This window comes from Mesorhizobium sp. CNPSo 4671 (assembly GCF_057784245.1).
Map to the genome: position 1 here is coordinate 112,633 of NZ_JBWLUW010000008.1, position 23,405 is coordinate 136,037.

Here is a 23,405-nt window from a genome sequence, read left to right on the forward strand (position 1 = left end):
GTTTCGAGAACTTTGTGCGAGACAGCAACAAACTCGACCGTGCAGGCAGGCACGTTCGCTCCGCCCTCAGGGCGTATCGGCAGAATCCTGCGGAGCTTGCTGAAAACCCTGATGGGTGGGAAGCGACCGCAGCCGGTCGAGCCATTTCATCCGCGCGCCAATGAAGACTTGCGCGTCTGGTTGGTATTCGCCCGGATCGGTCATCGTCGCGGCGTGGACGTGAACCTCCGAAGGCCATCTCCCGGAGCGGAAATAGAGCCTTGTGCCGCAGGTCGGGCAAAATCCCCGGAACGTCCCGGGGCTGCTCTCATAGTGCACGACATCACCGGTCCAGTTCAGGTGCTCCCGCCTCATCCCCAGGAAGGCCGTCAAGGGAGAGGACGTGGCGCGCTGGCAGTCAACGCAGTGACAGACCAGATTGCGCGTGGTGTCTCCGGAGTAGGTCCAGCCAACCGCCCCGCACATACAGTTTCCCGTAAGGACCATCGCACCCTCCCCTCGCCATGCGCCCAACCCGCCAGAACTCACTGCGGAGCCTGAAGCACGTCGCGTCGAAAGGGATTTATGCGACGCGATTGAGGTTCTTGTTTCTATGCAATGTCGTTCTCCCAAAACCGACGTCACTTTGGGCGACATGCATAGAATGCGCTGAGCCAGCCGCTCAGGCGCGCTTATTTGCGACCTTGGCGGATTTCGATTTTGCTGGAAGCGTACTGACAAAGGCCAGCGCGAGATCGAGCCAGCCGCGAAGGTCGGCATCGGTCGCGGTGCCTTCCGGCGCGACACGGACGTAGCCTTCCATCGAACGCCCGCCCATCTCCATCGGTCGCGCATGGGGACGCAAGGCCGCCTCTGCATGCGCGGCCTTGCCGACGCGGACCAGCAGCCCACGCTTCGATGCGCCGACCAGCATGTTGCCGTTGATGAGGAAGCAGGTGCCGCCGAACATCTTCTGTTCGGTGAAGGTCCGGTTGCCAAGGGCACCGCGCAGACGAGCGACCATCGGGTCGACCGCGCTGCCGGTTGTGGTGGATGACTTCGCCATGCTCACCGCCTGTGTGCGATTTGCCGGGTGCTATGCGAGCACGAAAGCGAATTGTCTTCAACGCACAAGATAGCGAGAGGCAGCGAGGAAGCTGCTGATCTTCCGGCTAGGGGAAGTCAGCAGTTCTCACCCTGGAACCGCCGGCTTCAGCTCCGGGAATTTTTCGTCGAAACGCGCCGCCCAGCGGGTCAGCCGGCCACGGCCCTTTTCCCATTTGCCGGCAAAACGCAGGGAGAGATAGCCGAGGCAGGCACGCAACGCCATCTGACCGACGGTGATCTTCTTCGGCAACTTTGGCGGGTTGGCGTTGAGTAGGTCCAGTGCCGCGGTGACCTTGGCCCATTGCCGGTCGAGCCAGGGCTGATAGACCATCTCCTGAGGCCGGGTGCGGCGCTCATAGACCATGGACAGCGCGCAATCGCAGATACCGTCGGCCAGCGCTTCCAGCACTTCCGCTTCCAGCCGCTTGTCGGGATTGCGTGGGAACAACGCGTTCTTCGAAATCCGGTTGAGGTGCTGGGTGATGGCGCGGCTGTCGTGAATCGAGCGGCCATCGTCGAGCACCAGCACCGGTATCTTTCCGAGCGGATTGGCGCCGATCAACTCGGCCGGTTTGTCCTCCGTCTTGACCGGCACCAGATCCATCGCGATCCCGGCATAGGCCGCGGCCATCCTCACCTTCGAGCTGTATGGAGAGGTGGATGCGTAGAGCAGCTTCGGCATGGATCGGTTTCCTGTTTGCAGGCGTCCAGTGTTGACTGGACAGGCGCTTGCGATCAACCGCCAGAGCGCAGAAAAACAACAGCCAGAAACCGGTTGCGGTTTCCGCTCCAGATATCACGGACAAGCCTACAGACCGGTACGCTGGAAAATACGAGCAAACGACAACCGCAGGCTGACGGGATTTCAAACCTGCATTCGTATCTCACCAACCCAGGCATTGCGCCGGGGCCTTCGCCAACCGCGGCAAGGAGACAATTCAAAGGGCGAGCGAGGCAGCCAATCGGCGCCTCGCTTTGCTTGCCCCTCGGTCCCATCCCGATGGTCAGCCCTCCGGGCTGAACCTGCTGCCGGACTGTTTCGATCCAGTGCGTCAGAGCGTCCTTGCCGAGTCCCGGAGGACGCGCGACGCCCCAACGACCGGTCTACTTCTTGGCCGGAGCCTTCGCCTTCGCAGGCGCTGCCTTGGCCTTCGGCGCGGCGGCTTTCTTCACCGCAGGCTTGGTCGCAGCCGCTGCTGCTTTCGCGGCTGGCTTTGCTGCCGGCTTTGCCGCTGCCTTCGCGGCGGGCTTTGCCGCAGCCTTGGCGGGCGCTGCCTTCTTGGCCGCGGGTTTTGCCGCTGCCTTGGCTGCAGGCTTCTTCGCCGGTGCTGCCTTGGCCGCCGGCTTTGCCGCTGCCTTGGCGGGCGCTGCCTTCTTCACTGCGGGCTTCGCGACAGCCTTGGCCGCCGCCGGCTTCTTGGCCGGTGCTGCCTTCGCTGCGGGCTTTGCCGCCGCCTTCGCAGGCGCTGCTTTCTTCACTGCTGTTGCGGCCTTCGCCGCGACTGCTTTTGCGGGTGCTTTCTTTGCCGGTGCCTTGGATGCCGGCGCTTTAGATGACTGCTTAGCCATGTCATGCCCCTTCACGTTATGCCGATGGCCGTGAATGACCCCGGCGCGCAATGCATATCTGACTCGCGGCTCGCTAGCCAGCGAAGCAATGGTATGATTTTCTCAGCTTAAATTTTGGTTGAGATCGACACACGATCGCACTCATCATCGCAAAAATCCGCTGTTGATCTTTTGATACCGCCAGCAATTTCACACCCGCATTCTCGATGCGAAGCCACCATGACGCTGCAAAGATTAGCGAGCAGCTTCACGCATGATCTTCGGCCGCGAATATCATGACATGCCGCCTCGTCGTGGCGATCATCTTCTGCAGGCGAACGGCCCATGCGGATCACGAGCCTGACGCGACGACCGATCTGAAGATCACCTTGTCAAGCACGCTTCCGTCGACTGCTGACATGTTGACAGAATACTCTGTGTAGCAGAGTATTCTGCAAAAGAGCTACCGCTGCCGCGGTTGCCGAGCCCCATGGCGATGGCCCAAGGCTTTACCGCATTGGAGCCCATCGATGAGCGCCGACGACATCATCCACCAGAGCACAAGGCTCAGGATCATGGCCGTCCTGAACACGCTGGAAAGGCGCGAGGCGCTGGAATTCAGCCAGTTGAAGGCCATGATCGAAGCCACCGATGGAAATCTCGGGGCGCACATCGATACGCTGGCCAGAGCGGGCTATGTCGATGTCGAGAAGCTTTTCGTCGGGCGACGGCCGCAGACCCGGATCAAGGCAACGACGATTGGGCGGCGAGCCTTTCGCGGCCACATCGCCTATCTTCGCAAGCTCATCGACATGGCCGAGCCCGCGCGACGCAGGAAATAGCACTGCGATCGAGCGAACGCTCTAAGGCGCTTCGTTTGGCGCAATTCCCCGGGAAAACCGCTACACACCTTTCCTGGAATTGTTTTTAGCGCGTGGCGACCACGGCAACACCGGCCCCGATCATCACGCCGCCTGCAGCGCGGTTGACCCGGCGCACGATCCTGGGCGTGCGCAACAGATTGCGGGCGCGGCCGGCGAGAACGACGTGCCCGCCGATCACCACGATCTCGACGGCCATGATCACCGCGATCAGGATGCCGAGATGCGCTGATGTGAGCGAGGCTCCGACGACGTTGGGCAACAGCGCTACATAGAACAGCGGCATTTTCGGATTGCCGAGATTGAGCGCGACACCCGTGGCAAAGATCGTCAGCAGCCCGCGCCGACCGGAGACGGGCTGCAGCTCCGGCACGACGGGCACGGCCGTCCAGAGCCTGATGCCCATCCAGATCAGATAGGCCGCTCCGCCGTAGCGAAGCACCGTCATGACGCTTGCCACCTTGGCGGCGATGATCGACAGGCCGAAGGCTGCGAGCGTCAGGAAGATGAGGATGCCGACCACGGTGCCGGCGCCGTAGGCGATGCCCGACGCCGCGCCGCTGGAGATCGTGCGGGCGACGATCGTCATGTTGTCGGGGCCGGGGCTGGCGGCGAAGACGAAGAAGGCGGCCGCGAAGGCAAGGATGGTGGCAAGGTCCATGAAGGTTCCCGAAAGTGATGCGTTGCTCTCGGGTGCTCAGGTTAGCCGATTTGCCTGCCGGCGATAGCCCGAAAGTTCAGGACCTTCGTGACACCAGCAGTGCGGCCGCGGCGGATGCTGCGCCGAACAGGCAGGTGCCGCTCCACCCCCACGCCGAATAGGCAAGTCCCGCAAGACCCGAGCCGCAAGCGCCACCAAGAATCATCGTCGCCATGAAGATGGTGTTCAGGCGGCTGCGGGCGGCCGGATCGAGGGCATGGATGCGCGCCTGGTTGGCGACCTGCGAAGACTGCACGGCAAGATCGAGAATCAGCACAGCGACGATCATCGCCGCCAGTGATCCCTGGAACAGGCCAAGGATGGCGAAGGCGGCGACCACCAGGCTGGCGCCGATCGAGACGATGACATCGGGTCCGCGCTTGTCGGCGAAGCGGCCGGCGAGTGGAGCCGCAAGCGCGCCGGCGACGCTGATCAGCGCCATCAGGCCGACAGCCGTGGCGCCGAAATGATAGGGGGAGGCGTCAAAGGCCAGGGCGAGAGTCGACCAGAAGCCGATGAAGGCCGCGAAGATCAGCGCTTGCACGACGATCGCCTGCCGCAGGAGGCGGTGCGTGCGCAGCAGCGTCCACAGCGAGCCGAGCAGCCTTGCATAACTCAGATCGGTGACCGGCTCGACGCGCGGCAGGCGCCAGGCGAGTGCCGCGCCGGTGGCAAGCATCAATGCGGCGGCGGCCGCGAAGACGGCCTGCCATCCCCAGATATCCGAGATGAGGCCGCTGACGGTGCGGGCAAGCAGGATGCCGACGAGAATGCCGCCGGTGACGATGCCAAGCACGCGGCCGCGCTCATGCGGTGCCGCCAGATGCATGGCGAGCGGCACGATCTGCTGTGTCACCGTGGCGAAGAGACCAATGCCGATGCCGGCGACGACCAGCCAGGGAAAACTGGGCGCCAGTGCGGCACCGACAAGCGCGACGACCAGCGCCGCCGTCGTCGCCAGGATGAGGGAGCGCCGCTCGAGCCGGTCGCCCAGCGGCGCCAGAAATAGGATGCCGACGACGTTGCCGAGTTGCGTCACGACGGGAAGTGCCGAGACCGCGCCGGCGGACAGAGCGAACTGATGCGCCAGCAGGCCGAGCATCGCCTGGTTGTAATAATTGTTGGCGACGGTCAGGCCCGCGGCGACCACGAGTATGACAAGCAGACCATTGTCGATGGCAGTGGCGCGCGTGCCGGCAGGCGCATTCATTGCCGTCACGACTGATAGCCGAGGCAGATGGCGCCGAGCGCAACGACGGCACAGGCGCCGACCCGCCGCGGCGTCAGCGTCTCGCCGAGAAACAGCCGGCCGATGAACGCGGCGAAGACGACGCTAGTCTCGCGGATCGCGGTGATCGGACCGGCAGGCCCGAGCGCGAAGGCCGCCACCACGACGCCATAGGCCAGAAGCGCGAACAGGCCGCCGCCGAGTGCCCTCCAGGTCTCCGGCGCCCGCGGGTCGACAGCGAGCTGGCCGCGGCAGGCGACGTAGGTCGCCGGCAGCAAGACGCCATAGGCCAGCAGAACCCAGGCTGTGTAGGCGCCGACATTGCCTGCCGCACGAACGCCGATGGCATCGACCGTCGCATAGGCGGCGATGATGGCTCCTGTTGCCAGCGCATAAAGGATCGATGTCGTGGCCGATCTTCCGCGTCCGACCGAAAGACCCATGATGCCGCCACCGACCAGAGCAACGCCGACGGTCTCCAGAACGGTGAGCTGCTGGCCGGCGAGCAGGAAGCCGCCAAGGGTGACGAGCAGAGGCACGCTGCCGCGCACGATCGGATAGACCTGCCCCAACTCGCCATATCTGTAGGCTGCCACCAGAAACACGCTGTAGCCGACCTGCAGACAGGCCGAGAGCCCGACATAGAGCCAGGCCGATGTGGCCGGAAAACCGTTGAAGGTGGCCAGCGGAATGGCCAGCGCCGTGCTGGAGAAGCTCATGACGGTGACGGTCCACAGCCTGTCGGCGCCGGTGCGCAGGAAAGCATTCCAGCTTGCGTGCAGGATCGCCGCGAACAGCGCGAGGCCGATGACCAGCGGGCTCATTGCGGCCTGCGCGAGGCGGCGATGATGTCCAGGGCGGTCTTGCGGGCTTCACGAAGGGCGGTCTCCGCCTGCCCCATCTGCGCCATCAGGGTCGCGCCTTCGATCAGCATCAACAGTGTCGCCGCCACGTTCTCGGCCCTACCGCGTGGCATCACTTCCATAAGGATCGACTGCATGCGCTGCCTCAAGCCATTCTTCTGCCTGGCGACAGCCTCGAACACCGGATGCTCGGGGTCACCGAACTCGGCCAGCGCATGGGCGAACAGACAGCCATGGAAATCCGGGCTGCGAAACCAGCGGCCATGCCAGTCGAATATCCTGGCGATTTTCTGCTCCGGCGTGATGCTCTTGCGGGCAAGCTGGTCGAGCTGGTCGTCAAAACGCCTGGCGCGATAGTCGAGCACCGCGACGATCAGCTCGTCCTTGCTGGGGAAATGCCGATACATCGTCATCTTGGCCACATCGGCCTCGGCGATGATCCGGTCGATGCCGGTGGCATGGAAGCCGGCGCGCTTGAACAGCGCATAGGCGGTTTCGACGACATGCTGGCGTTTGTCAGAAAGAGGTGACGGTGTCATGGTGAGCGCCAAGTGATGAGACAGGTCTGTCTCATACCTATGAGACGGATCTCGCCTTCTGTCAACACGACATGAAAAACGCCTGCGGCTGGTCGAGCCGCAGGCGCTAAAGGAAATCGAAAATTGGAAGGCTGCGTCTAGCGGAGAACGCGGCAGCGGCCGTTGTAGACCATCCAGCGATCAAAGCCCGAGACGCAGAATTCGACATTGTCGCCGATCGAGGCAAAGCCCTGGCCTTCCTCGATCAGGTACCAGATGGTGCGGGCGCGGCCATCGGAGAGACTGACGGTGGCGCCGCAATAGCGACGGCCGATCGGCCAGGTGTCGTTGGCCGGCAGATAGCGATGCTGGTGGATGCGCTGGAAATCGGTGATCTGCACATCCGGCAGATGCGGCACGTGATGCACCTGGTAGGAGAAGCGGCTGGTGATCTTGCTCAGCACCCAGGGCTGGCCGCAGACGCCGCCATCGTCGTCGGAATAGACGGCAAGGTCGGCCGCGTGCACTGCCTGGGTGACCCCGAGCGGCGCGGCAAGCGGGGTGCATAGCGAAATCAGGGCGGCAAGAGCGGATTTGGCGAAGCGAGTCATGGCAGCCTCTCAAGGTCGGTTGCGCGCACTGTGCGGATTCGCTTGGCGCCGGTCAAGCGGTTGCCGAAACAATGGTTTCCAGAAACGAGACTAGACGGTTGCCGCAAGCAGCAATCCGCCAATAACGGCGAAATTGACCAGAAAGGCAGATCGCAACGTCTGCCGTTCCAGGCCCTCACAGGCCCAGAACCGCAACAGGAGCATGTTCACCGCCAGCGTAAACACGACCAGCGCGCCGGCGGCGAAAGGCCCCGCAATGCCCATGGCAAGCAGGGAGCCGGCGACGATCTCCAACGCCGAGCCCGCGGCGAGCAGGAAGGCCGGGGCCGGAAACTGCCGGGCGGCCAGGTACTCGGTCATTGCCTTGAACTTCACGAAATGTTCGATGCCGGCCCATGCAAACACGCCGCCCACCAGAAGTGCACCCAACGCCTGAATCGTTTGAGCGAGCATGCCAACCTCCTGCCAGACGCCGGCCAGGGTTCAATCCTCGGGAAGAAAGGCAGGGTTGAAGACGACTTCCCAGAGATGGTCATCCGGATCCTGGAAGTAGCCGGCATAGCCGCCCCAGAACGTGTCCTGGGCGGGCTTGACGGGGCGTGCGCCGGCGCTGATGGCCTGCGCCATCACGGCATCGACCTCGGCCTTGCTCGTGACATTGTGACCGATGGTGAACTCGGTCGGACTGCGGGCGGTTTGGGCGATGCCGGCGTCATGGGCGATGTTGGGGCGTTCGAAGATCGCGAACTTCAAGCCGTTCCGCAGATCGAAGAAGGCGACGGCGCCGTGCTCGAACTCCCTGCCGATGATGCCTTCGGTCGGAAACCCCAGCCCGTTTTGGTAGAATTCGAGCGACGTTTCCAGATTATCGACGCCAAGCGTGATGACACTGATGCGAGCTTTCATTTTGGTTTCTCCTTTCTATATTCGGGACTTGCACGGTATCGGTGACCGCGAAGGCACCGAGGCTTGGTGTGGTTTGCCATGGCGGGAGCGGCCCGCATTGAAGATTTCGGCCAAAATGGCCGAGGCCTCGGACCCGAATGACAAGCCGGCGAGAAGACCAAGGACGGACTGACGAAGGCTGAAGGGATGGAAGCGGTACTGGCGCAGACCACCGGCTTTTTTCGGGAACGGCCCGCAGACAGGCGGCTGGCTGCAGCTTTCACGTCCGTCTGGGTCCACCGCATGCAGGACCGGGATGCTCCGCCTGTCGTGATAACGCCGGATGCGACGATCGACCTGCAGTGGATCGACGGTCGGTTCCGGATCGCGGGACCGGACCGGGAGCCGCAGATCGAGACACTGGCATCAGGAGCGACGATTGTCGGATTCAGATTCCGGCCAGGGGCGGCAGCGGGTTGGCTGGGCGTGCCGGCCAACCGGATCGTCGGCGAACGTCTTGACCTCAGTGAACTCTGGGGTGCGAGCGCGTGCCATCTGTCAGGCCGCATCCAGGCAACGCCCGATCTCGCCAAGCTGGTGGGACAATTGGAGGAGGCAATCGGGGCACACACGCAAGACCACCGTGCGCCCGATGCGGCCATGGGCTTTGCCTTTGACGTGATCGACCGGGGTCTGCCAGCCGACAAGCCGCTGGTGCCTTTCCTCTTGCGCTCCCTGCATATGAGCGAACGAACGCTGCGGCGGCGTTTCGAGGAAAGTTTCGGCTATGGCCCGAAGACGCTTGACCGGATCCTGCGCTTCCACCGCTTCAGGCGCCTGCGGCAGGCATCCGGCGATACCTCGACCGCGGTCTTAGCGATCGAGGCCGGCTATGCGGACCAGGCCCATCTGATACGCGAGAGCAGGCGGCTCTCCGGCATCACGCCGGCCGCGCTGGCTGCCACCGGAGTATAGAATCGGCCGAGGCAGCCGAAGCCATGCCCGCCTACTCTCCGGCCAGCCATTCCAGCGACCAGTGCGCCGGCTTTTCCACCGCGAGCAATTTGTGCAGGGCCGGCAGCACGGTTCGCAATTCGCCTTCCAGTGTGAAGGGCGGGTTGACCACCACCATGCCGCTGCCATCGAGGCTTGGCTCAGAAGAAGCTGGCCTGATCTCGAATTCTATGTCGAGGATTTTCGGGATGCCGGATTGTTTCAGCGCTTTCCTGAAGGCGATCACCGCCTTGCGGTCCTTGATCGGATACCACAGCGCATAGATGCCGCCGGGCCAGCGCTTGTGTGCCCTTATGAGCCCGTCGACGAGGCGATCGAACTCGCCCTCCTCCTCGAAGGGCGGATCAATGAGCACCAGGCCGCGCTTCTCCTTCGGCGGCAGATGCGCGCCGAGCGCCAGCCAGCCATCGAGTTCCATGACTCGCACCTGGAAGTCGCCGGCGAATTCCGCCTTGAGCTTCGCGGCGTCTTTCGGATGCAGTTCGATCGCCGACAACCTGTCCTGCTTGCGCAGGAGGTGGCGTGCGAGCAGCGGCGAGCCTGGATATTTTTTCACGCCGCCATCGCGATTGAGCGACCGCACCGCCTCCAGATAGGGCGCCAACAGTGCACCCACCTTGGCGTCGAACGAGGCGTCGATCAGCCTGCCGATGCCGCCCTGCCATTCGCCGGTCTTCTGCGCCTCGAGCGACGACAGATCGTAGCGGCCAATGCCGGCATGGGTGTCGACGACGCGAAACGCCTTGTCCTTCTGTTTGAGATAGTCGAGCAGCCGCGTCAGCACGACATGCTTGACGACATCGGCGAAATTTCCGGCGTGATAGGCGTGGCGGTAGTTCACTTAGGTCCCCTGCCCCAGCGCGGCGGCGGTGGCTGCGAGTTCGGATTGTCCGGTCGGCCGCCACCGGAACGCAAGGACAGCAGGAAGCCGATCAAGCCGACCGCCATCAGCGAGAAGCCGACCGGCCGCGCACGCCGGTCGGTTTCGCCGACACCAGAGCGCAGGACAAGATCGACCGCGCGTATCGGAATGTCCTCCGCATCGCCCGGACCGACAGTGAAGGTATAGGGACCGGGACTGACGGTCGCGATCACACCAGCCTCGTCGCGAAAGATCTTGTCGGGCAGTTGCGGACTGGCCTGGCGCGGATTGTCCGAATGGTTGAACTGAAGCGTCGAGGCAAGCGCCGTGCGGCCGTTGCTGGCGGCGGTCAGGGTCAACACCGTGCGCTGCTGCGAGACGATGCGTTCGGCCCGCGCGGTCAGGTCGACCAGGACCCGCACCGGTGCATCGCGGCCCGCGAGCGACACGGTCAACGGCTTGAAGCGGCCTTGCTCATAGACCCTCCAGGTGCCGATCTCGCGACCGGAAAAATTGGTCATCGCCCAGGGATAGATGAGGCCGATGCCGGTGCCGGCAAGCAGGATCAGGACAAACAGAAAGCGCATTCAGACACTCATCTCGTATTCACACCTTGCCGGCCGACTGGCCAGCGCCGGCACCGTCGCGCAGGCGTTCCATTTCGTCCAGCAGCATGTCGAGCCCGAGATCGAATGTCTTGTCGAATTCAGCGGTGCCGAAGAAGGGCCCGGCGGCCATCACATTGGGAAAATCCCGGGCCAGCTGCTCCTCACCGACCGTGTTCACCGCCGACGGACCTCTGGCATAGCCGGCGTTCTCGTCCAGCACCGCGCCCATCAGATAGTAGCCGACGGCACGAAACAGCCGCGCGCTGAGTTCAGTGTCGAAACCGCCATCCCCGAACAGGCTCAGAATGCCGTTCAGCCAGGCGAGGCAGATCGGCGAGTTCATCCGGTAGGTGACAAGGAAAGTGGCATAGGCGGGATGGTCGCGGCCTATGCGGCGAAAATCCTCGATGGCGATGCGCATTCTTTGCCGCCAGGGAAGGCTGGCGTCGGGCATTTCCAGCGAACCGACCAGCCGGTCGACCAGCGCCTCGTGCAAATGCGCCACCGAAGGAAAGTGGTGGTAGATGCTCATCGCCTCGCAGCCGAGTGCCGCCGCCAGCTTGCGCATCGAAAAGCCGGCGAGCCCTTCCCTCTCGATCACCTCGAAGGCGGCGTCCTCGATCATTTCGCGCGAGAGGCGCCCGCGCACTCGCTTTTTTTTGATTGACGTGTCCATTGCGCCGCTTGACAACTTACACTGTAAGGTTCATTTTCCGCACTACCTTACATCGTAAGGCTAACAAAGACCAGAGGAGAATGTCATGTCCAATTATCGCATTCTTTCATCCGTGCTTTCATCGATACGCCGCAACTGCCTCGTAGTCGCCGCCGGCGGTGCGCTGGCCCTGGTCGCGGCACCTGTCTATGCCGACGACTATGATGCAACCCTCAAGGATATCCAGTCGACCATGGGCGGCGTGCCGAGCTTTGTGAAGCAGTTTCCCAAGGCCGGTCTGCCCGGTGCCTGGGCCGAGGTCAAGGCCATCGAACTCAGCGACAAGACGGCGCTGCCGCCGAAGGTCAAGTCGCTGATCTCGCTGGCGGTGGCGGCGCAGATTCCGTGCAACTACTGCATCTGGTCGGACACGCAGGACGCCAAGCGCGCCGGCGCCACCGACGAGGAGATCCAGGAAGCCGTGGCGATGGCCGCGCTCACCCGCCACTGGAGCACCATCTTCAATGGCATGCAGGTCGATTTCGACACATTCAAGAAGGAAATGGGCGGGCAGTGATGCCTGGCTAACCCCTGGCCAGCGGCATGGCCCGTCGACGGCGGGTCATGCCTGATCAAAGTACCGCATGCCTTCAGCGCTGATGACGACTTCGCCATCTCATATCGGCATTGCCAACGCCTGGGATTTCGCGCAACGCTCGTGGTGCCCGATTTCGAATGGCGCATGAGCCGATATCCCATGGCGAATAGCACGGTGCTGATCACCGGAGCCCGAGCACCGGTGGCGCTGCATCTGGCGCGCCTGCTTCACGGCGCCGGGCAGCGGGTTGTCCTGGCCGACAGCCCGGCCCGCCCTATCGCAGCGGCGAGCAACGCATGTGCGCTCTATCATCGCCTGCCGCCGCCGCGATTTGCCGGGCGCGCCTATGGCGAAGCCGTAGAGGCACTGGTCCGCAGCGAAGGCATCGAGCTGGTCATCCCGACTTGCGAAGAGATCTTCTATCTCGGCCAGCTCTGGCGCGACCGCGCCATGCCGGCAAGACTGTTCGCGCCCGACATGGCGCTGCTGGCACAGGTGCATGACAAGCACATCTTCATACAGCTGGTCGAAAGCCTTGGCCTCGCCGTGCCGGAAACAATGCTGCTGCAGAGCAAGGATGATCTGCAAGCCGTGCGCGGCCGGTCGCGCGAACTGGTGTTCAAGCCGGTCTGGTCGCGTTTTGCCAGCCATGTTCTGCTGCGCCCATCACCGGAAAAACTCGATGCCATTGACCCGTCAACGGCAATGCCGTGGGTAGCACAAGGCTTTGTCACCGGCGATGAGATCAGCGCTTATGCTGTGGCACTGAACGGCAAGCTCAAGGCACTGGGGCTCTATCGTTCGCTCTACCGCGCCGGCAAGGGCGCCGGCATCTGCTTCGAGTTGGTGGAAGACCCCGCCGCCCGCCGCTTCGTCGAGACCTTCGTCGCCGGCACCGGCTGGACCGGCCAGATATCCTTCGACCTGATGCGCGAGAAGGGCGGCCGGGTGCTGCCCTTGGAGTGCAATCCGCGTGCCGTGAGCGGCTTGCACTTCTTCCGGGATCCCCGGCGTTTCACTGAGGCCATGCTTGAGGATGGCCGCGAAGTGAAACCGGACGTCTCCACGCCGCAGACAGTGCGGCTGGCAATGTGGATCTACGGATTGCCGGCGGCCTTACGATCGCTGCGGATCGCGCGCTTCAGCCAGGCGATGCGCGCGGCCGACGAACTGCTCGACTGGCCCGGCGACCCCGCGCCGAAACAGGCGCAATGGCGTGCGCTGGCCGAAATCGCCGGCACGGCACTGCGCCAGCACATAAGCCTGCAGCAGGCGTCGACGCGCGACATCGAATGGGACGGACCGCTTCAAGACTGATCCTGGTCGAATCAAGAAATGGACCTATCTCGTTGTTCAGGAACGGTCTTTGTAAATATCGATCAAGAGCTAAAGCTCGATCTGGTGAACGCGAGGCTCCGCCGCGGCCGACGGCATATTGCCCTCTATGATGGCCGCTATGTCGCGACGCAGGAAATCCAGTGGACCGATTGCCGGCAACGCCTCCGGCAGCAAACGCGCATTGTCGCTCGCCGATTTCAGCACCTTGCGATCCTGTTCCAGGGCAATGTTGAACAGCGGTTTGAAGGCGAGCGCCTTTAAATGACCGATCCCGCCCTGGCGCTGACCGATCAGCCAGCCGACCCCCTCGACGGTCCGCTCATCGGCCTGGCGCAGATGGAAAGTCGTCGCCAGCACAAGCCCGTTTGTGCCCCAATATTCCAGTTCGGCGATACCGGGATGGCGAAAGCGGCCAATGGTCTTGGTGCGCGCGCCTTCCAGAAGCCGGCTGATCAATCCCTGCTGGCGCTCTTCGCCGGTGTAGCAGGCTTCGACCCAGCCCTCGCCGCCGGTCACCTCGACATTAACCAGATGCCGCTTGGCGCTGAGCCCGCGCAGCAAACCCTTGTGGGTGAAATGCGTGTGGGTGGCGTCAAGGATGTTTTCCGCCGCGTCGATGACCGTCGATTGCGTCGAAGAGCGCACGCGCCGCACGATCACATCCTGGCCCTGCATGCAGTGCAGATAAGGTTCGCCCTCGGGGGAGCCGACCGCGACGAAGACAACGCCGTCGCGCTCGATCGCGCGATAGCGCCGCACCCGGTAATGCGGCACCGCGCCAATATGGCCGGGAATGGCGGTGCAGCGGCCATGACCGTCGAAACGCCAGCCATGATAAGGGCATTCGATCTCGCCCTCGACGATCTTGCCGGTCGACAATTCGACCAGCCGGTGCGCGCAGCGGTCGAACAGGGCGGATATCCCGGTGGTCGAGCGGAACAGCACCACCGGCGCGCCATCCAGCAGGACCCGCTTTGGTTTGCGCCCGACATCGGTGGACAGTGATACCGCCTGCCAGTGATTCTTTTGCCCGCTCTTGCCTCTGCGCTCGCTCACAGCTCAAATCTCCGAAGCAGCGGAATGCCGCCCCATGTCAGCACCGTTTCCATGACCCGAACCGCAACGCGGCGGCGAAGCGGCAGATGCCTGACATAGACGGCGTTGTACTCGATCGCCGGCACGGCGCCGCGACGGCGTTTGAAATCGGCCGCACCGGCGCTCATGTTGAAGAACAGGCCTCGCGCCGTGGCATGATCCTGCGCCATCGCCATCATCATGCGGTAGAGCCCGTGGCCGATCGGCAGGCTGGTGTCGTAGCCGACGATGGGCTGGGTCAGCGTCCGGCCATTTTCGAACAGACCGGTGACGGCGACGAGCCTGCCGCTGCCGTCACGCAAGCCGGCAAGTCTGAGGATGCCTCGACGATGCATCTCTCCTATGAAGCGGGCCGTGTAGTGCGGATTGAGTGGCGTGTATTTGTCGAGATAGAGCATGGCGTAGAGCTCCTCGCTCCTGACGTAGTCGGCTTCGCTGAAGTCGCGATCGCCGACCAAGCGAAAGGGCGTCGAGCGCAGCCGGGTACGGTCGCGTTTCATGTCGCGCGTCGTCGACGGCGCCGCGCTGCGATCGGCGAAGATATAGATCTGCCGCGCCGCCAGCATGCGAAAGCCTTGCGCCTTCAGCGCCGCGATGGTCGAGGGGTCGGCGATATCGTTTAGCGAGCGGATGACAATGGCGCGATCGGGAAAGCGCGTGGTCAGCTCAGTCCGCATCTCGGCGACGGCGGCGCGTTCGAGCCGTGGCACCGGATTGGTCGAATAGAGCCAGTTGTTGAGCTGCACCTGATGGTCGAGGCCGCTTGCCTTCACCAGCGGCGCACAGGCATGGACCAGCGCGCGAACCGTGCGCTGCAGCAATCGGCTCGAAGCAAAGTTGCGCGTTTCGTCGATGGCATAGTCGATATAGGCGCTGGACGGGCAGCAGATGTAGCAGTTCGGCGCCTCGCTGGCGTCGTTCAACGTCAGCGGAAAGGTGCGCCCGGCGACCTCGAAAGCCTCGACCCTGACCGTCAGGTTGCGCACGAGATCGCAAGCCGGCACCTCGTTGAAAAGCTCGACCAATGCCTCGACCTGGCGCGGACTGTTCTCGACCCGATCGACTTGGCTTTCGTCAATGTTTTCAAGACTCACGGCCCCGCCCCCAGCCGGCATTCGACGCGGCGCAACTTGCGGCCGGTTTCCAGTGGCAGCGGTGCACGAACGAGCTCCACTGCAACGATTGCCTGGCGCGCGGCAAGCAGCGCGCGCACCGCCTCCACGGCAGCCTCCGCCGCGTCGTTGGCAAGGCCCGGCGCCAGCCGCAGCTCGACCCTATCGGCTGCCGTCTGTATCAGCCGGAAATCGTCGATACGGCGATCGGCCCCCAAGACCGCGTTTCGCAAAATATCTGGTGCAACCAGGATTGGTCCATGCATTGAGACCAGCCGGAAGACATCGTCCATGCGGCCGACAATCTCGTCCACCGTGCGCAGCGGCGAGCCACAGCGGCAAGGCCCCTTCGACAGGCGCAGCAGATCGTTCATCCGATAACGCGCCATGATCTGCGTCTGCCGGCGGAAGGCCGTGACCAGCGGCGTGACCAGGCCGTCGCCGACCGGCTCGAACTCGAAATACACCGAATCTTCGGCCAGATGCAGCCCGCCTTCCCGGCACGTGACCGCGAACAGTCCCTCCGTCGCCATATAGATCTGATCGAGCGGGAGCCCAAAAAACGTTTCGATGACCGGCCGGTCGACCGGATCCAGAGTTTCGGCAGCCGCGAAGGCGCGGACCGGCGCCAGCCTGAAACTCTCCGTCGCGACGTGGCGCAGTATCTTGGGCGGTGCAATGATCACTGTCGGCGCAAAATCCTCGAGCGCCTCGCGCCAATTTTCCGGGCCAAGCCTGAGGTCGAAGAAGCCGAGTTCGACGCGCCGGGATTGGCGCGCGCTGTCATAAAGTCCGCTGTTCTGCGGCAGGATCACAGCCACGCGCTGCCGGCGCCACAGAAGGTCGGGAATGGCCTTGGCCAGGATCGTACCCAGCCAGCGATATTTCTCTGCCTCGGAAATGATGAACAGGCCGCGATTGCCCGATGTACCGGTGCTGGCGCCGACGGTCAGATCGCCGAGGCAACCATCCGAGGAAGCAGCGGTCCAGGCATCGCTGGCCGACACGCCGCGACTATTGAAGCACTCGAAATTCGCCATCAGCAGCGCCTTGTCGGTCACCGGCAGATCGTCGAGACGGCGCGGCGGCTTGCCGTAGAAAGGCGCCAGCGGTAGATCGCGGTCGAGCCAGCGACGCAACGCGCGGGCCTGCCAGCGTTCGAAACTCCTGCGGCTCTTGTACGACACCCATCGGGTGTGGGCGAACGAGCCCAGCGCTTCTGCAAACCTGCTCATACGCTCTCGCCATCCAGATCGTATGATTTCGGTTCCGGATCATGGCAGAACATCACTTCGCCGCCATCCGCCAGAAAACGGCGCAGGACTTCGCTGGTCGGCTCGATAGCGGCGAAGTCTTCGGCCAGCAGGCTCGCGGGAAAGCCGGGTGTACGTCTCTGCACCAGTGCCGTGAGCAGCCATTGCACATCGACCGCGTAAAGCAGCGGCCGCTCCATTCCGGCGAACAACAGGCCGAACTGCCCGTCGGCATGACCGGGCAGATCGACCGCAACCACGCTGCCGTCGCCGAACAGATCGGCCCCGCCGGGAATGGCGCCACGCGGTGCGATCCATGCCTTGGTCGACAGCCCGTCGAGGCGGGTCTCGAAGTCGGTCGGAAACAGTTCGGCGAAGACGCCATGGCGCAGATTCTGCCACGCCGTGCGCACCTTCAGCCGCGACCAGGCGGCGTCGCTGGCAAAGAAACGGGCATTGGGAAACTGCGACAGGCCGGAAATGTGATCGGCATGGAAATGGGTGACGATGACAGTGCGCACATCTTGCGGGGTGAGGCCGAACCGCGCCAGCACCGGCAGCGGTTGCTCGGCCGCGTTGAGCTGGGGCTTCAGTATCGCGCCATAGAGGCGCAGTGCAGTGCCACGGTCGGTGCCGCTGGTCGCTTGCGGCGTATAGCCGGTGTCGATCAGCACCGGGCCGGTCCGCGGGTGGATGATGAGGCCATAGCGAACACGCAGCCGGACGCTCCGCCAGCTGCCGCCGCGCAGGATCAGCCTTTCGGCGGCACTGACCCAGGCGCTGTTGGCGAAGACAATCTTCACGCTGCCGCCCTCCCTGCTGCAAACCGGCTTTCCGCCGCTTTGCCGAATGTGCGGTCAAGTCCCTCCTCGAATGACACTTTCGGCGCCCAGCCCAGCATCCGCGCAGCCTTTGAAATATCGAGGCTCTGGGCATAGGCGAACAGGCCAAGGCCGTAGCGCGTGACCGGCGGTTCGGGCCGGCCCGGCAAGCGCAGCGCCACCGCCTCCATCGCACCCGCCGCCAGCATGGCCGGCCACAACGGCATTTTTCGCCACCGCGCCGCCACGCCGGCGCGCGCGCAGGCGGTTTCGGCAATGCGGCGCACCGGCAGCACCTCGCCACCGGAAACGTTGAAAATCTGGCCGTCGGCTGAGCTGCCGGCTTCGAGCGCCGCGACCACCGCCTCGACGACATCGTCGACATGGGTGAGGTCGATACGCGCCTGGCCGTCGCGAAACAGCGGCAATGGCCGCCGGGCCGCGGCAAGCAGGCGCGGCAGCAAGGCGCGGTCGCCAGCCCCGTAGATGCCGCGTGGCCTCAAGATGACCGGGCCAATCCCGGACGCAGCCAGCACGATCTCCTCCCCTTGCCGCTTGGTCAGGGCATAGGCATTGACCGGTTCCGGCAAAGCCATGTCCTCCGGCACGCCGAGCTGGTCGCGAAAGGCGAAGCAGACCGAGGGGCTGGATATCTGGACGAAGCGGCGCACGCCTTGCCGATGCGCGAAATCGACGAGATTGCGGGTTGCCGTGACGTTGGCCGCTTGAAAATCCGCCAGCCGGCCGAACGGCGCCGAGAGCGCCGCGCAATGCACAATGGCACCGAGTTCCCCGAATGCGGCCCCGGCATCCGCATCGAGCGGCTGCGACAGATCGCGGCGGACAACCGCATGACCGTCGGCTTCGAGCGCCGCACAGCGCCCGACATCGCGGCCTTGCGCCACCACCTGCATGCCGTCCGCTGCCAACCGGGCGACGATATGCGCGCCGAGAAAGCCGCTGGCGCCAGTGACGAGCACGCGCCTCATGCCTGCAGCGCCATGCCGCCGAACGACACGCCGGCCGAGGTGCCGAGGAAAAGTAGCTTAGCTCCCGGCGCGATGCGCCGCTCGCGCCGCGCAATGTCGAGGGCGAAGGGGATGGAGGCGGCGATCTGGTTGCCATAGCGCGCCGCGATATCGACGAGCTTCTCCCGGGCAAAGCCGGTCTGACGCGCCATATGGACCAGGGCGAAGGGGCTGGCCTGATGCGGCACGACGAGGTCTACCTCTTCGTGATCCCAGCCCGCGCGTTCCAACAAGTCAGCCAGGAAGCCGTTGAAATGTCGCGATGTGACGCGAAACAGCTCCTTGCCATCCATGTGAAACAGAGCGTGGCTGGCGAATTCCTGCGGCTGGCGATGGAAGTCGAAACGAGTTCCGCCGGAACCTATGCCACAGGCGTCATAGGCTGAGGGATAGGTTCGCATCAGACTGGCTACCATCTTGCCTTCTCCCGGCGCCGACCGACACAGAATAGCCGCCGCCGCGCCGTCGCCGAACAGGGCAGCGATTTCCGGCTGGTCTTTCCAGGGCAAGGCGCGCGAGGCGATCTCCGAGGAGAATATGAGCGCCCGTTTGCTTTGCCCGGCCTCGATCATGCGGCCGGCAGTCTCGAAGGCGGTCAGGAAGCCGAGGCAAGTGCTGTTGACGTCGAAGGCCGCCGCCGAACCATCCGCCATGCCCAGCCGCTGCATCACCAGCGGCGCGGTCGATGGTAGCGGCTGGTAGGGCACGCCGCAGCCGCCTACTACGAGATCGATCTCGCTTGCCTCGATCCCGGCATCAGCGAGCGCCAGACGGGCTGCCGCGCAAGCGAGATCCACCTGCGATTCCGCATCGCAGACATAGCGTTCGACGACACCGGTGGCGGCCTCAAGCTGGCCGAGGCTGAGTCCCAATTTTTCGTCGAGCGTGCGCGACGTCACGCACCTTGCCGGCACGGCACGCCCGGTTCCGATGATCTTGATCCGCACTCTCAGCCCGCCACGTGAGTTGCTCTTCTTCCAACTCATAGATCGATGCTAACAATTTATGGTGATATTCCGTCAATCGTCGTCGACGATGAAGTTCTTGAGTGAAGCAAAGAAGGTCTCCGCCCTTGCAAACCTCGATCGATCTTGCGTTGGTTTTGCTGCTTGGCGGAGCCACCTCTTGCTTTGCCAACACCGATTTTCTGAGAGTTTCGGTCGAGTGCCCAAATCCAGGCGGCAGCGGGATTCTCCAGACGATCGATGAAAAGCCCAATGGAAACCAATCGCGTGTCTCGACATCCTACATTGATGGGCAGGTAGACAGGATCACCGTGTCTTATTCGGGAGATGGATCGAACTTCCGTGACCGGTTCACACTCAGTCGTTCGACAAGTGTCGGAACGAAAGAGTTTCCGGCGTTTCGCGCGTTCGAAGACCGTGCCAACGAATTGCTGAGATTCTTTTGCCAGGCGGATCCGGAAACGAGGCAGCGGTATCTCGATCTGCTGCAAGCCAACCGGCAGTTGCTTATCGAAGAGAAGAGCCAGTAACAACCAAGCGCAGGCGACGATCATTTGCAAACGTTTCTCAGGCCTTGCGCTCCGGGCGCCGATCCGCCATCGGCTGTCAGTAGGCTATGGCGTCGGCGTGCTTTCATCTCTTCCAATGTCCCCTGGCCGCCTCGACCTGGATCGTGTCACGGCCGTTGAATAGGAACACGGGACGCTCGTAACCGACAAGGTCGGGCGACACCATGCCGGCATGCCGTTCCGCGCAGATACGCGATCGCGCAATGGACGGCGCTCTCTACCTATGCGCTCAATGCCATGCCGAAATGACCGATGTTACGGCATAGAATGGACATGTGCGCGCTTTCCGGCAAAAATGACCATTGATCCGCGCGGTGCGAATGAGAGGCCCTTTATGCGCAGAGCTTGCGAGCAGTGCGATGAAAACAACCCGCAATTGAGGCCTTTCTCCGCGAAGCGGCTTTCCGTTCAGGTTTTGGTTCTTGGCTTCTTTTCCGCTATAGCCGGTTGCGATCTATCCTCCCTTCATAAAGAAATATTGGCAAAATATTCTCATCCTGACGTTTATATTTGCAGCCCGAGCGGCTTTGGGCAACAATCTAGTTGCACTCTGAAAGTTTGACATCCGCCAAGATCGCGCAAGCCTCCGTCTTCATTTAGGTATATTTCCTGGGATATAGGCCGAGATGCAATAGGGTGCCGACATCGGTGTTTCCCGGCGCCCAGCCCCCTGGCAGGCCGTCAAATGGCCGATCCAAACTGTTGATTTGCAAAGGTATCCTCCTCGGACCCGCGCGGTATGGCATTGCGGGTCGAACCCACCCGAGGGTTAACCATTCGCAATTTGTTGTAGTTAACGAATTGCTAATTTAGTTGACTATGATCTCCACAGGTATATTTTCAATGCGTTGGGATGTGCAATTTGGGCGAGCAATCGACGATGATGTCACTGGGTACGTGATCGCGATTTTGGGGCGCGGAGCAGGGTAAGCGGCAGCACGTAAAGCGTGCGGCACCGGCCCGGCGAACCTAAAGAATAATTGACGCACATCAATGTTGGCGAATCCGCTGATGCGGAGGGTTTGTCACGTTCTGAAGGCGTAGTCGGACTGTTGTCCCGGCTCGGCGATAGCGTGCGCGTTGCGTAAGGGGCAAGCATGAGCAAGGTCATCAAGGTTCTGAAACTGGGATCCGGGATCGGTCAAAGAGAGCCGAACCAAAAACGACGTCGCGCCCTGGTTGCCGGGGGCGCGGGCTTCCTGGGGTCGCATCTGTGCGAACGCCTGTTGCGGGATGGGTATGATGTCGTCGTGCTGGACAATTTCCACACCGGCAAGAGGTACAATCTCAACGCCCTTCTGCGCGATCCAAAATTCACCTGCATCGAGCATGACATCGTCGATCCGCTGCCTGTGGATCTTCAAGTCGACGAGATCTACAATCTCGCCTGCCCTGCCTCTCCGCCGCACTATCAGGCGGACCCGATCCATACGTTCAAGACAAGTGTGCTCGGTTCGCTGAACCTTCTGGAACTCGCGCGCCGGAACAATGCCAAGATATTCCAGGCCTCGACTTCCGAGGTCTACGGCGACCCGTTCGTACACCCACAGCCCGAGAGCTATTTCGGCAACGTCAACACGCATGGACCGCGGTCCTGTTATGACGAAGGCAAGCGTTCGGCCGAAACCCTGTTCTTCGACTATTCGAGAACATATGGCCTCGACATCCGCGTTGCCCGAATCTTCAACACCTACGGCCGCCGCATGCAGCCCGATGACGGGCGCGTGGTCTCGAACTTCATCGTCCAGGCGTTGCGCGGCGAAGACCTGACCGTCTATGGCAGCGGCCTGCAGACCCGCTCCTTCTGTTACGCCGACGACCTGATCGAGGGCTTCATGCGGCTGATGAATGCACCGCATGCGCCCGCCCATCCGGTCAATCTCGGCAACCCCGGCGAATTCACCATCATGGAACTCGCGACGCTGGTCGTCGGCTACACCAACTCCAGATCCAAGATCGTGCACCGGCCATTGCCGGTCGACGATCCCAGGCAGCGCAAACCGGATATTTCCTTTGCCAGGGACAATCTCGGTTGGGAGCCAAAGATCAACCTGGCCCAGGGGCTCGCGCACACCGTCGACTATTTCGACACGCTGCTCTACGGCAGCCGGATGATCACGGGGGCCGCGGCTTCATGAGCCGACCGGCGATCCTGGTAACAGGTGGGGCGGGCTTCATCGGCAGTCACACCTGCAAGCTGCTGGCCGCCGCGGGCTATCTGCCCGTGGCTTTCGACAATCTGTGCCGCGGCAACCGGAAATCCGTCGCCTGGGGACCGCTTGTCGTCGGCGATATCCGGGACCGGGATGCGCTGCAAACGGCGATCGGGACATACAGGCCGACCTCGGTCATCCACTTCGCGGCGCTGGCCTATGTTGGGGAATCCGTTGGCGAGCCGGCCGATTATTATTCGACCAATGTGACCGGCACCATCGCCGTGCTCGACGCGGCACGCGCGCACGCCATTGAAAACATCATCTTCTCCAGCAGCTGCGCAACCTACGGCGTGCCGGAAGCGCTGCCCATTCGCGAGACCTCCTCGCAAAATCCGATCAGCCCTTACGGGCGCACCAAGCTGATGGGAGAACAGATCATCGGCGACTATGCGTCCGCCTATGGGATGAAATTTGCGATCCTGCGCTATTTCAACGCCTGCGGTGCCGATCCCGACGGCGAGCTCGGCGAGTGGCATTCACCGGAAACGCATCTGGTTCCCAGGGTGCTGATGGCGGCGTCAGGCATGATCGACGAAATCGAGGTCTTCGGCACCGATTATGACACGCCGGACGGCACCTGCGTGCGCGATTATATCCACGTCAGCGACCTGGCCCGCGCCCACCTGAAAGCCCTCCAGCACCTCGAGGGCGGCGGACAAAGCATGGCGGTCAACCTTGGCACCGGGCGAGGCGTTTCCATCAGGGAGATCGTACAGGCGGTCAGCCGGATAACCTCAAGACCGGTTCCGGCCGTCTTCAGAGCCCGGCGCCCGGGAGATCCGGCCGAGCTCTATGCCGATCCGGGCCAGGCACGCGCGCATCTTGGCTTTGTGCCGCAGCTTTCCGACATCGACACGATCGTCAGGACGGCGGCGCCGTTCTTCGGGCTGCAGACGAAACCGGTGAAACTGCCGCCAAGCCAGGCGGCCGCATCCGTCGCGGCTGGATAGA

The 23,405-nt window shown here is 63.0% G+C and carries 27 protein-coding genes; 7 read left to right on the forward strand and 20 right to left on the reverse strand.

The genetic code is table 11. The features are described 5' to 3' along the window. Positions 1-66: 66 nt before the first annotated feature. The 4 genes from AC04SF_RS22420 to AC04SF_RS22435 form a co-directional block, all read right to left on the reverse strand. Positions 67-759 (reverse strand): GFA family protein, encoded by a 693-nt coding sequence (locus AC04SF_RS22420; RefSeq protein ID WP_488479565.1) that lies wholly within the window; start codon positions 757-759, stop codon positions 67-69. Continuing rightward, on the reverse strand, positions 662-1,045 hold the full coding sequence (locus tag AC04SF_RS22425; RefSeq protein ID WP_096456513.1) for a TfoX/Sxy family protein: 384 nt from the start codon (positions 1,043-1,045) through the stop codon (positions 662-664). The genes AC04SF_RS22420 and AC04SF_RS22425 overlap by 98 nt, the downstream gene beginning before the upstream one ends. A 126-nt stretch (positions 1,046-1,171) precedes the next feature. Then, positions 1,172-1,768, reverse strand: coding sequence for a glutathione S-transferase family protein (locus AC04SF_RS22430; protein ID WP_488479566.1), 597 nt, complete (start codon positions 1,766-1,768; stop codon positions 1,172-1,174). 422 nt (positions 1,769-2,190) lie between these two features. Next, positions 2,191-2,565 carry a hypothetical protein gene (locus tag AC04SF_RS22435; protein ID WP_202350711.1) on the reverse strand — a complete coding sequence of 125 codons (375 nt, stop codon included), beginning with the start codon at positions 2,563-2,565 and terminating at the stop codon, positions 2,191-2,193. A gap of 599 nt (positions 2,566-3,164) precedes the next feature. Here AC04SF_RS22435 and AC04SF_RS22440 point away from each other — a divergent pair. Then, positions 3,165-3,476, forward strand: a complete 312-nt coding sequence (locus AC04SF_RS22440; protein WP_488479567.1) for a transcriptional regulator — start codon at positions 3,165-3,167, stop codon at positions 3,474-3,476. 85 nt (positions 3,477-3,561) lie between these two features. On the opposite strand, the gene AC04SF_RS22445 is transcribed toward AC04SF_RS22440, so the two are convergent. From AC04SF_RS22445 to AC04SF_RS22475, 7 genes are all read right to left on the reverse strand, one after another. Continuing rightward, positions 3,562-4,176, reverse strand: a complete 615-nt coding sequence (locus AC04SF_RS22445) for a LysE family translocator (protein ID WP_488479568.1) — start codon at positions 4,174-4,176, stop codon at positions 3,562-3,564. 76 nt (positions 4,177-4,252) lie between these two features. After that, positions 4,253-5,425 carry an MFS transporter gene (locus tag AC04SF_RS22450; RefSeq protein ID WP_488479735.1) on the reverse strand — a complete coding sequence of 391 codons (1,173 nt, stop codon included), beginning with the start codon at positions 5,423-5,425 and terminating at the stop codon, positions 4,253-4,255. Positions 5,426-5,430: 5 nt separating this feature from the next. After that, positions 5,431-6,267 (reverse strand): EamA family transporter, encoded by an 837-nt coding sequence (locus tag AC04SF_RS22455; protein WP_488479569.1) that lies wholly within the window; start codon positions 6,265-6,267, stop codon positions 5,431-5,433. Next, positions 6,264-6,845, reverse strand: coding sequence for a TetR/AcrR family transcriptional regulator (locus AC04SF_RS22460; protein WP_096459082.1), 582 nt, complete (start codon positions 6,843-6,845; stop codon positions 6,264-6,266). The genes AC04SF_RS22455 and AC04SF_RS22460 overlap by 4 nt, the downstream gene beginning before the upstream one ends. 137 nt (positions 6,846-6,982) lie before the next feature. Continuing rightward, positions 6,983-7,435, reverse strand: a complete 453-nt coding sequence (locus AC04SF_RS22465) for a hypothetical protein (protein WP_488479570.1) — start codon at positions 7,433-7,435, stop codon at positions 6,983-6,985. Between the two features lie 90 nt (positions 7,436-7,525). After that, the gene (locus AC04SF_RS22470; RefSeq protein ID WP_488479571.1) at positions 7,526-7,888 is read right to left on the reverse strand and encodes a DoxX family protein; all 363 of its coding nucleotides are present in this window, start codon (positions 7,886-7,888) and stop codon (positions 7,526-7,528) included. Positions 7,889-7,918: 30 nt separating this feature from the next. Beyond that, a complete protein-coding gene (locus AC04SF_RS22475) occupies positions 7,919-8,341 on the reverse strand; it encodes a VOC family protein (protein ID WP_488479572.1) in 423 nt (140 codons plus the stop codon). A gap of 186 nt (positions 8,342-8,527) precedes the next feature. Here AC04SF_RS22475 and AC04SF_RS22480 point away from each other — a divergent pair, with 186 nt between their 5' ends. Then, positions 8,528-9,295, forward strand: a complete 768-nt coding sequence (locus AC04SF_RS22480) for a helix-turn-helix domain-containing protein (protein ID WP_488479573.1) — start codon at positions 8,528-8,530, stop codon at positions 9,293-9,295. 31 nt (positions 9,296-9,326) lie between these two features. Here AC04SF_RS22480 and AC04SF_RS22485 read toward each other — a convergent pair whose 3' ends face one another. The 3 genes from AC04SF_RS22485 to AC04SF_RS22495 are packed head-to-tail and all read right to left on the reverse strand — an operon-like array spanning position 9,327 to position 11,453. Continuing rightward, the gene (locus AC04SF_RS22485; RefSeq protein ID WP_096456493.1) at positions 9,327-10,175 is read right to left on the reverse strand and encodes a 23S rRNA (adenine(2030)-N(6))-methyltransferase RlmJ; all 849 of its coding nucleotides are present in this window, start codon (positions 10,173-10,175) and stop codon (positions 9,327-9,329) included. Further along, entirely contained in the window at positions 10,172-10,783 is a 612-nt protein-coding gene (locus AC04SF_RS22490) for a hypothetical protein (protein ID WP_488479574.1), read from the reverse strand. The genes AC04SF_RS22485 and AC04SF_RS22490 overlap by 4 nt, the downstream gene beginning before the upstream one ends. A gap of 19 nt (positions 10,784-10,802) precedes the next feature. Continuing rightward, positions 10,803-11,453, reverse strand: coding sequence for a TetR/AcrR family transcriptional regulator (locus AC04SF_RS22495; protein WP_488479575.1), 651 nt, complete (start codon positions 11,451-11,453; stop codon positions 10,803-10,805). Between the two features lie 112 nt (positions 11,454-11,565). Here AC04SF_RS22495 and AC04SF_RS22500 point away from each other — a divergent pair, with 112 nt between their 5' ends. Next, positions 11,566-12,036: a carboxymuconolactone decarboxylase family protein gene (locus AC04SF_RS22500; RefSeq protein WP_488479576.1), complete on the forward strand. Its 471-nt coding sequence runs from the start codon at positions 11,566-11,568 to the stop codon at positions 12,034-12,036. 180 nt (positions 12,037-12,216) lie between these two features. After that, a complete protein-coding gene (locus tag AC04SF_RS22505) occupies positions 12,217-13,374 on the forward strand; it encodes an ATP-grasp domain-containing protein (RefSeq protein ID WP_488479577.1) in 1,158 nt (385 codons plus the stop codon). 69 nt (positions 13,375-13,443) lie between these two features. On the opposite strand, the gene AC04SF_RS22510 is transcribed toward AC04SF_RS22505, so the two are convergent. From AC04SF_RS22510 to AC04SF_RS22535, 6 genes are read right to left on the reverse strand one after another with little or no spacing between them, the layout of a single operon-like run. Continuing rightward, positions 13,444-14,451, reverse strand: coding sequence for a Rieske 2Fe-2S domain-containing protein (locus tag AC04SF_RS22510; protein ID WP_488479578.1), 1,008 nt, complete (start codon positions 14,449-14,451; stop codon positions 13,444-13,446). After that, on the reverse strand, positions 14,448-15,584 hold the full coding sequence (locus AC04SF_RS22515; RefSeq protein ID WP_488479579.1) for a GNAT family N-acetyltransferase: 1,137 nt from the start codon (positions 15,582-15,584) through the stop codon (positions 14,448-14,450). Before AC04SF_RS22515 ends, AC04SF_RS22510 begins: the two co-directional genes overlap by 4 nt. Then, positions 15,581-16,837 carry a F390 synthetase-related protein gene (locus AC04SF_RS22520; RefSeq protein ID WP_488479580.1) on the reverse strand — a complete coding sequence of 419 codons (1,257 nt, stop codon included), beginning with the start codon at positions 16,835-16,837 and terminating at the stop codon, positions 15,581-15,583. Before AC04SF_RS22520 ends, AC04SF_RS22515 begins: the two co-directional genes overlap by 4 nt. Beyond that, complete coding sequence (locus tag AC04SF_RS22525; RefSeq protein WP_488479581.1) at positions 16,834-17,658, reverse strand: MBL fold metallo-hydrolase; 825 nt, start codon at positions 17,656-17,658, stop codon at positions 16,834-16,836. Before AC04SF_RS22525 ends, AC04SF_RS22520 begins: the two co-directional genes overlap by 4 nt. Further along, positions 17,655-18,665: an NAD-dependent epimerase/dehydratase family protein gene (locus AC04SF_RS22530; RefSeq protein WP_488479582.1), complete on the reverse strand. Its 1,011-nt coding sequence runs from the start codon at positions 18,663-18,665 to the stop codon at positions 17,655-17,657. The genes AC04SF_RS22525 and AC04SF_RS22530 overlap by 4 nt, the downstream gene beginning before the upstream one ends. Further along, entirely contained in the window at positions 18,662-19,651 is a 990-nt protein-coding gene (locus AC04SF_RS22535; RefSeq protein ID WP_488479583.1) for a 3-oxoacyl-ACP synthase III family protein, read from the reverse strand. Before AC04SF_RS22535 ends, AC04SF_RS22530 begins: the two co-directional genes overlap by 4 nt. A 125-nt stretch (positions 19,652-19,776) precedes the next feature. Between AC04SF_RS22535 and AC04SF_RS22540 the strand changes: the two genes are divergently transcribed. From AC04SF_RS22540 to galE, 3 genes are all read left to right on the forward strand, one after another. Next, positions 19,777-20,199 carry a hypothetical protein gene (locus AC04SF_RS22540; protein WP_488479584.1) on the forward strand — a complete coding sequence of 141 codons (423 nt, stop codon included), beginning with the start codon at positions 19,777-19,779 and terminating at the stop codon, positions 20,197-20,199. Between the two features lie 1,136 nt (positions 20,200-21,335). Then, complete coding sequence (locus tag AC04SF_RS22545; protein WP_096456471.1) at positions 21,336-22,376, forward strand: UDP-glucuronic acid decarboxylase family protein; 1,041 nt, start codon at positions 21,336-21,338, stop codon at positions 22,374-22,376. Further along, complete coding sequence (galE, locus tag AC04SF_RS22550) at positions 22,373-23,404, forward strand: UDP-glucose 4-epimerase GalE (protein ID WP_488479585.1); 1,032 nt, start codon at positions 22,373-22,375, stop codon at positions 23,402-23,404. Before AC04SF_RS22545 ends, galE begins: the two co-directional genes overlap by 4 nt. Position 23,405: the final 1 nt, after the last annotated feature.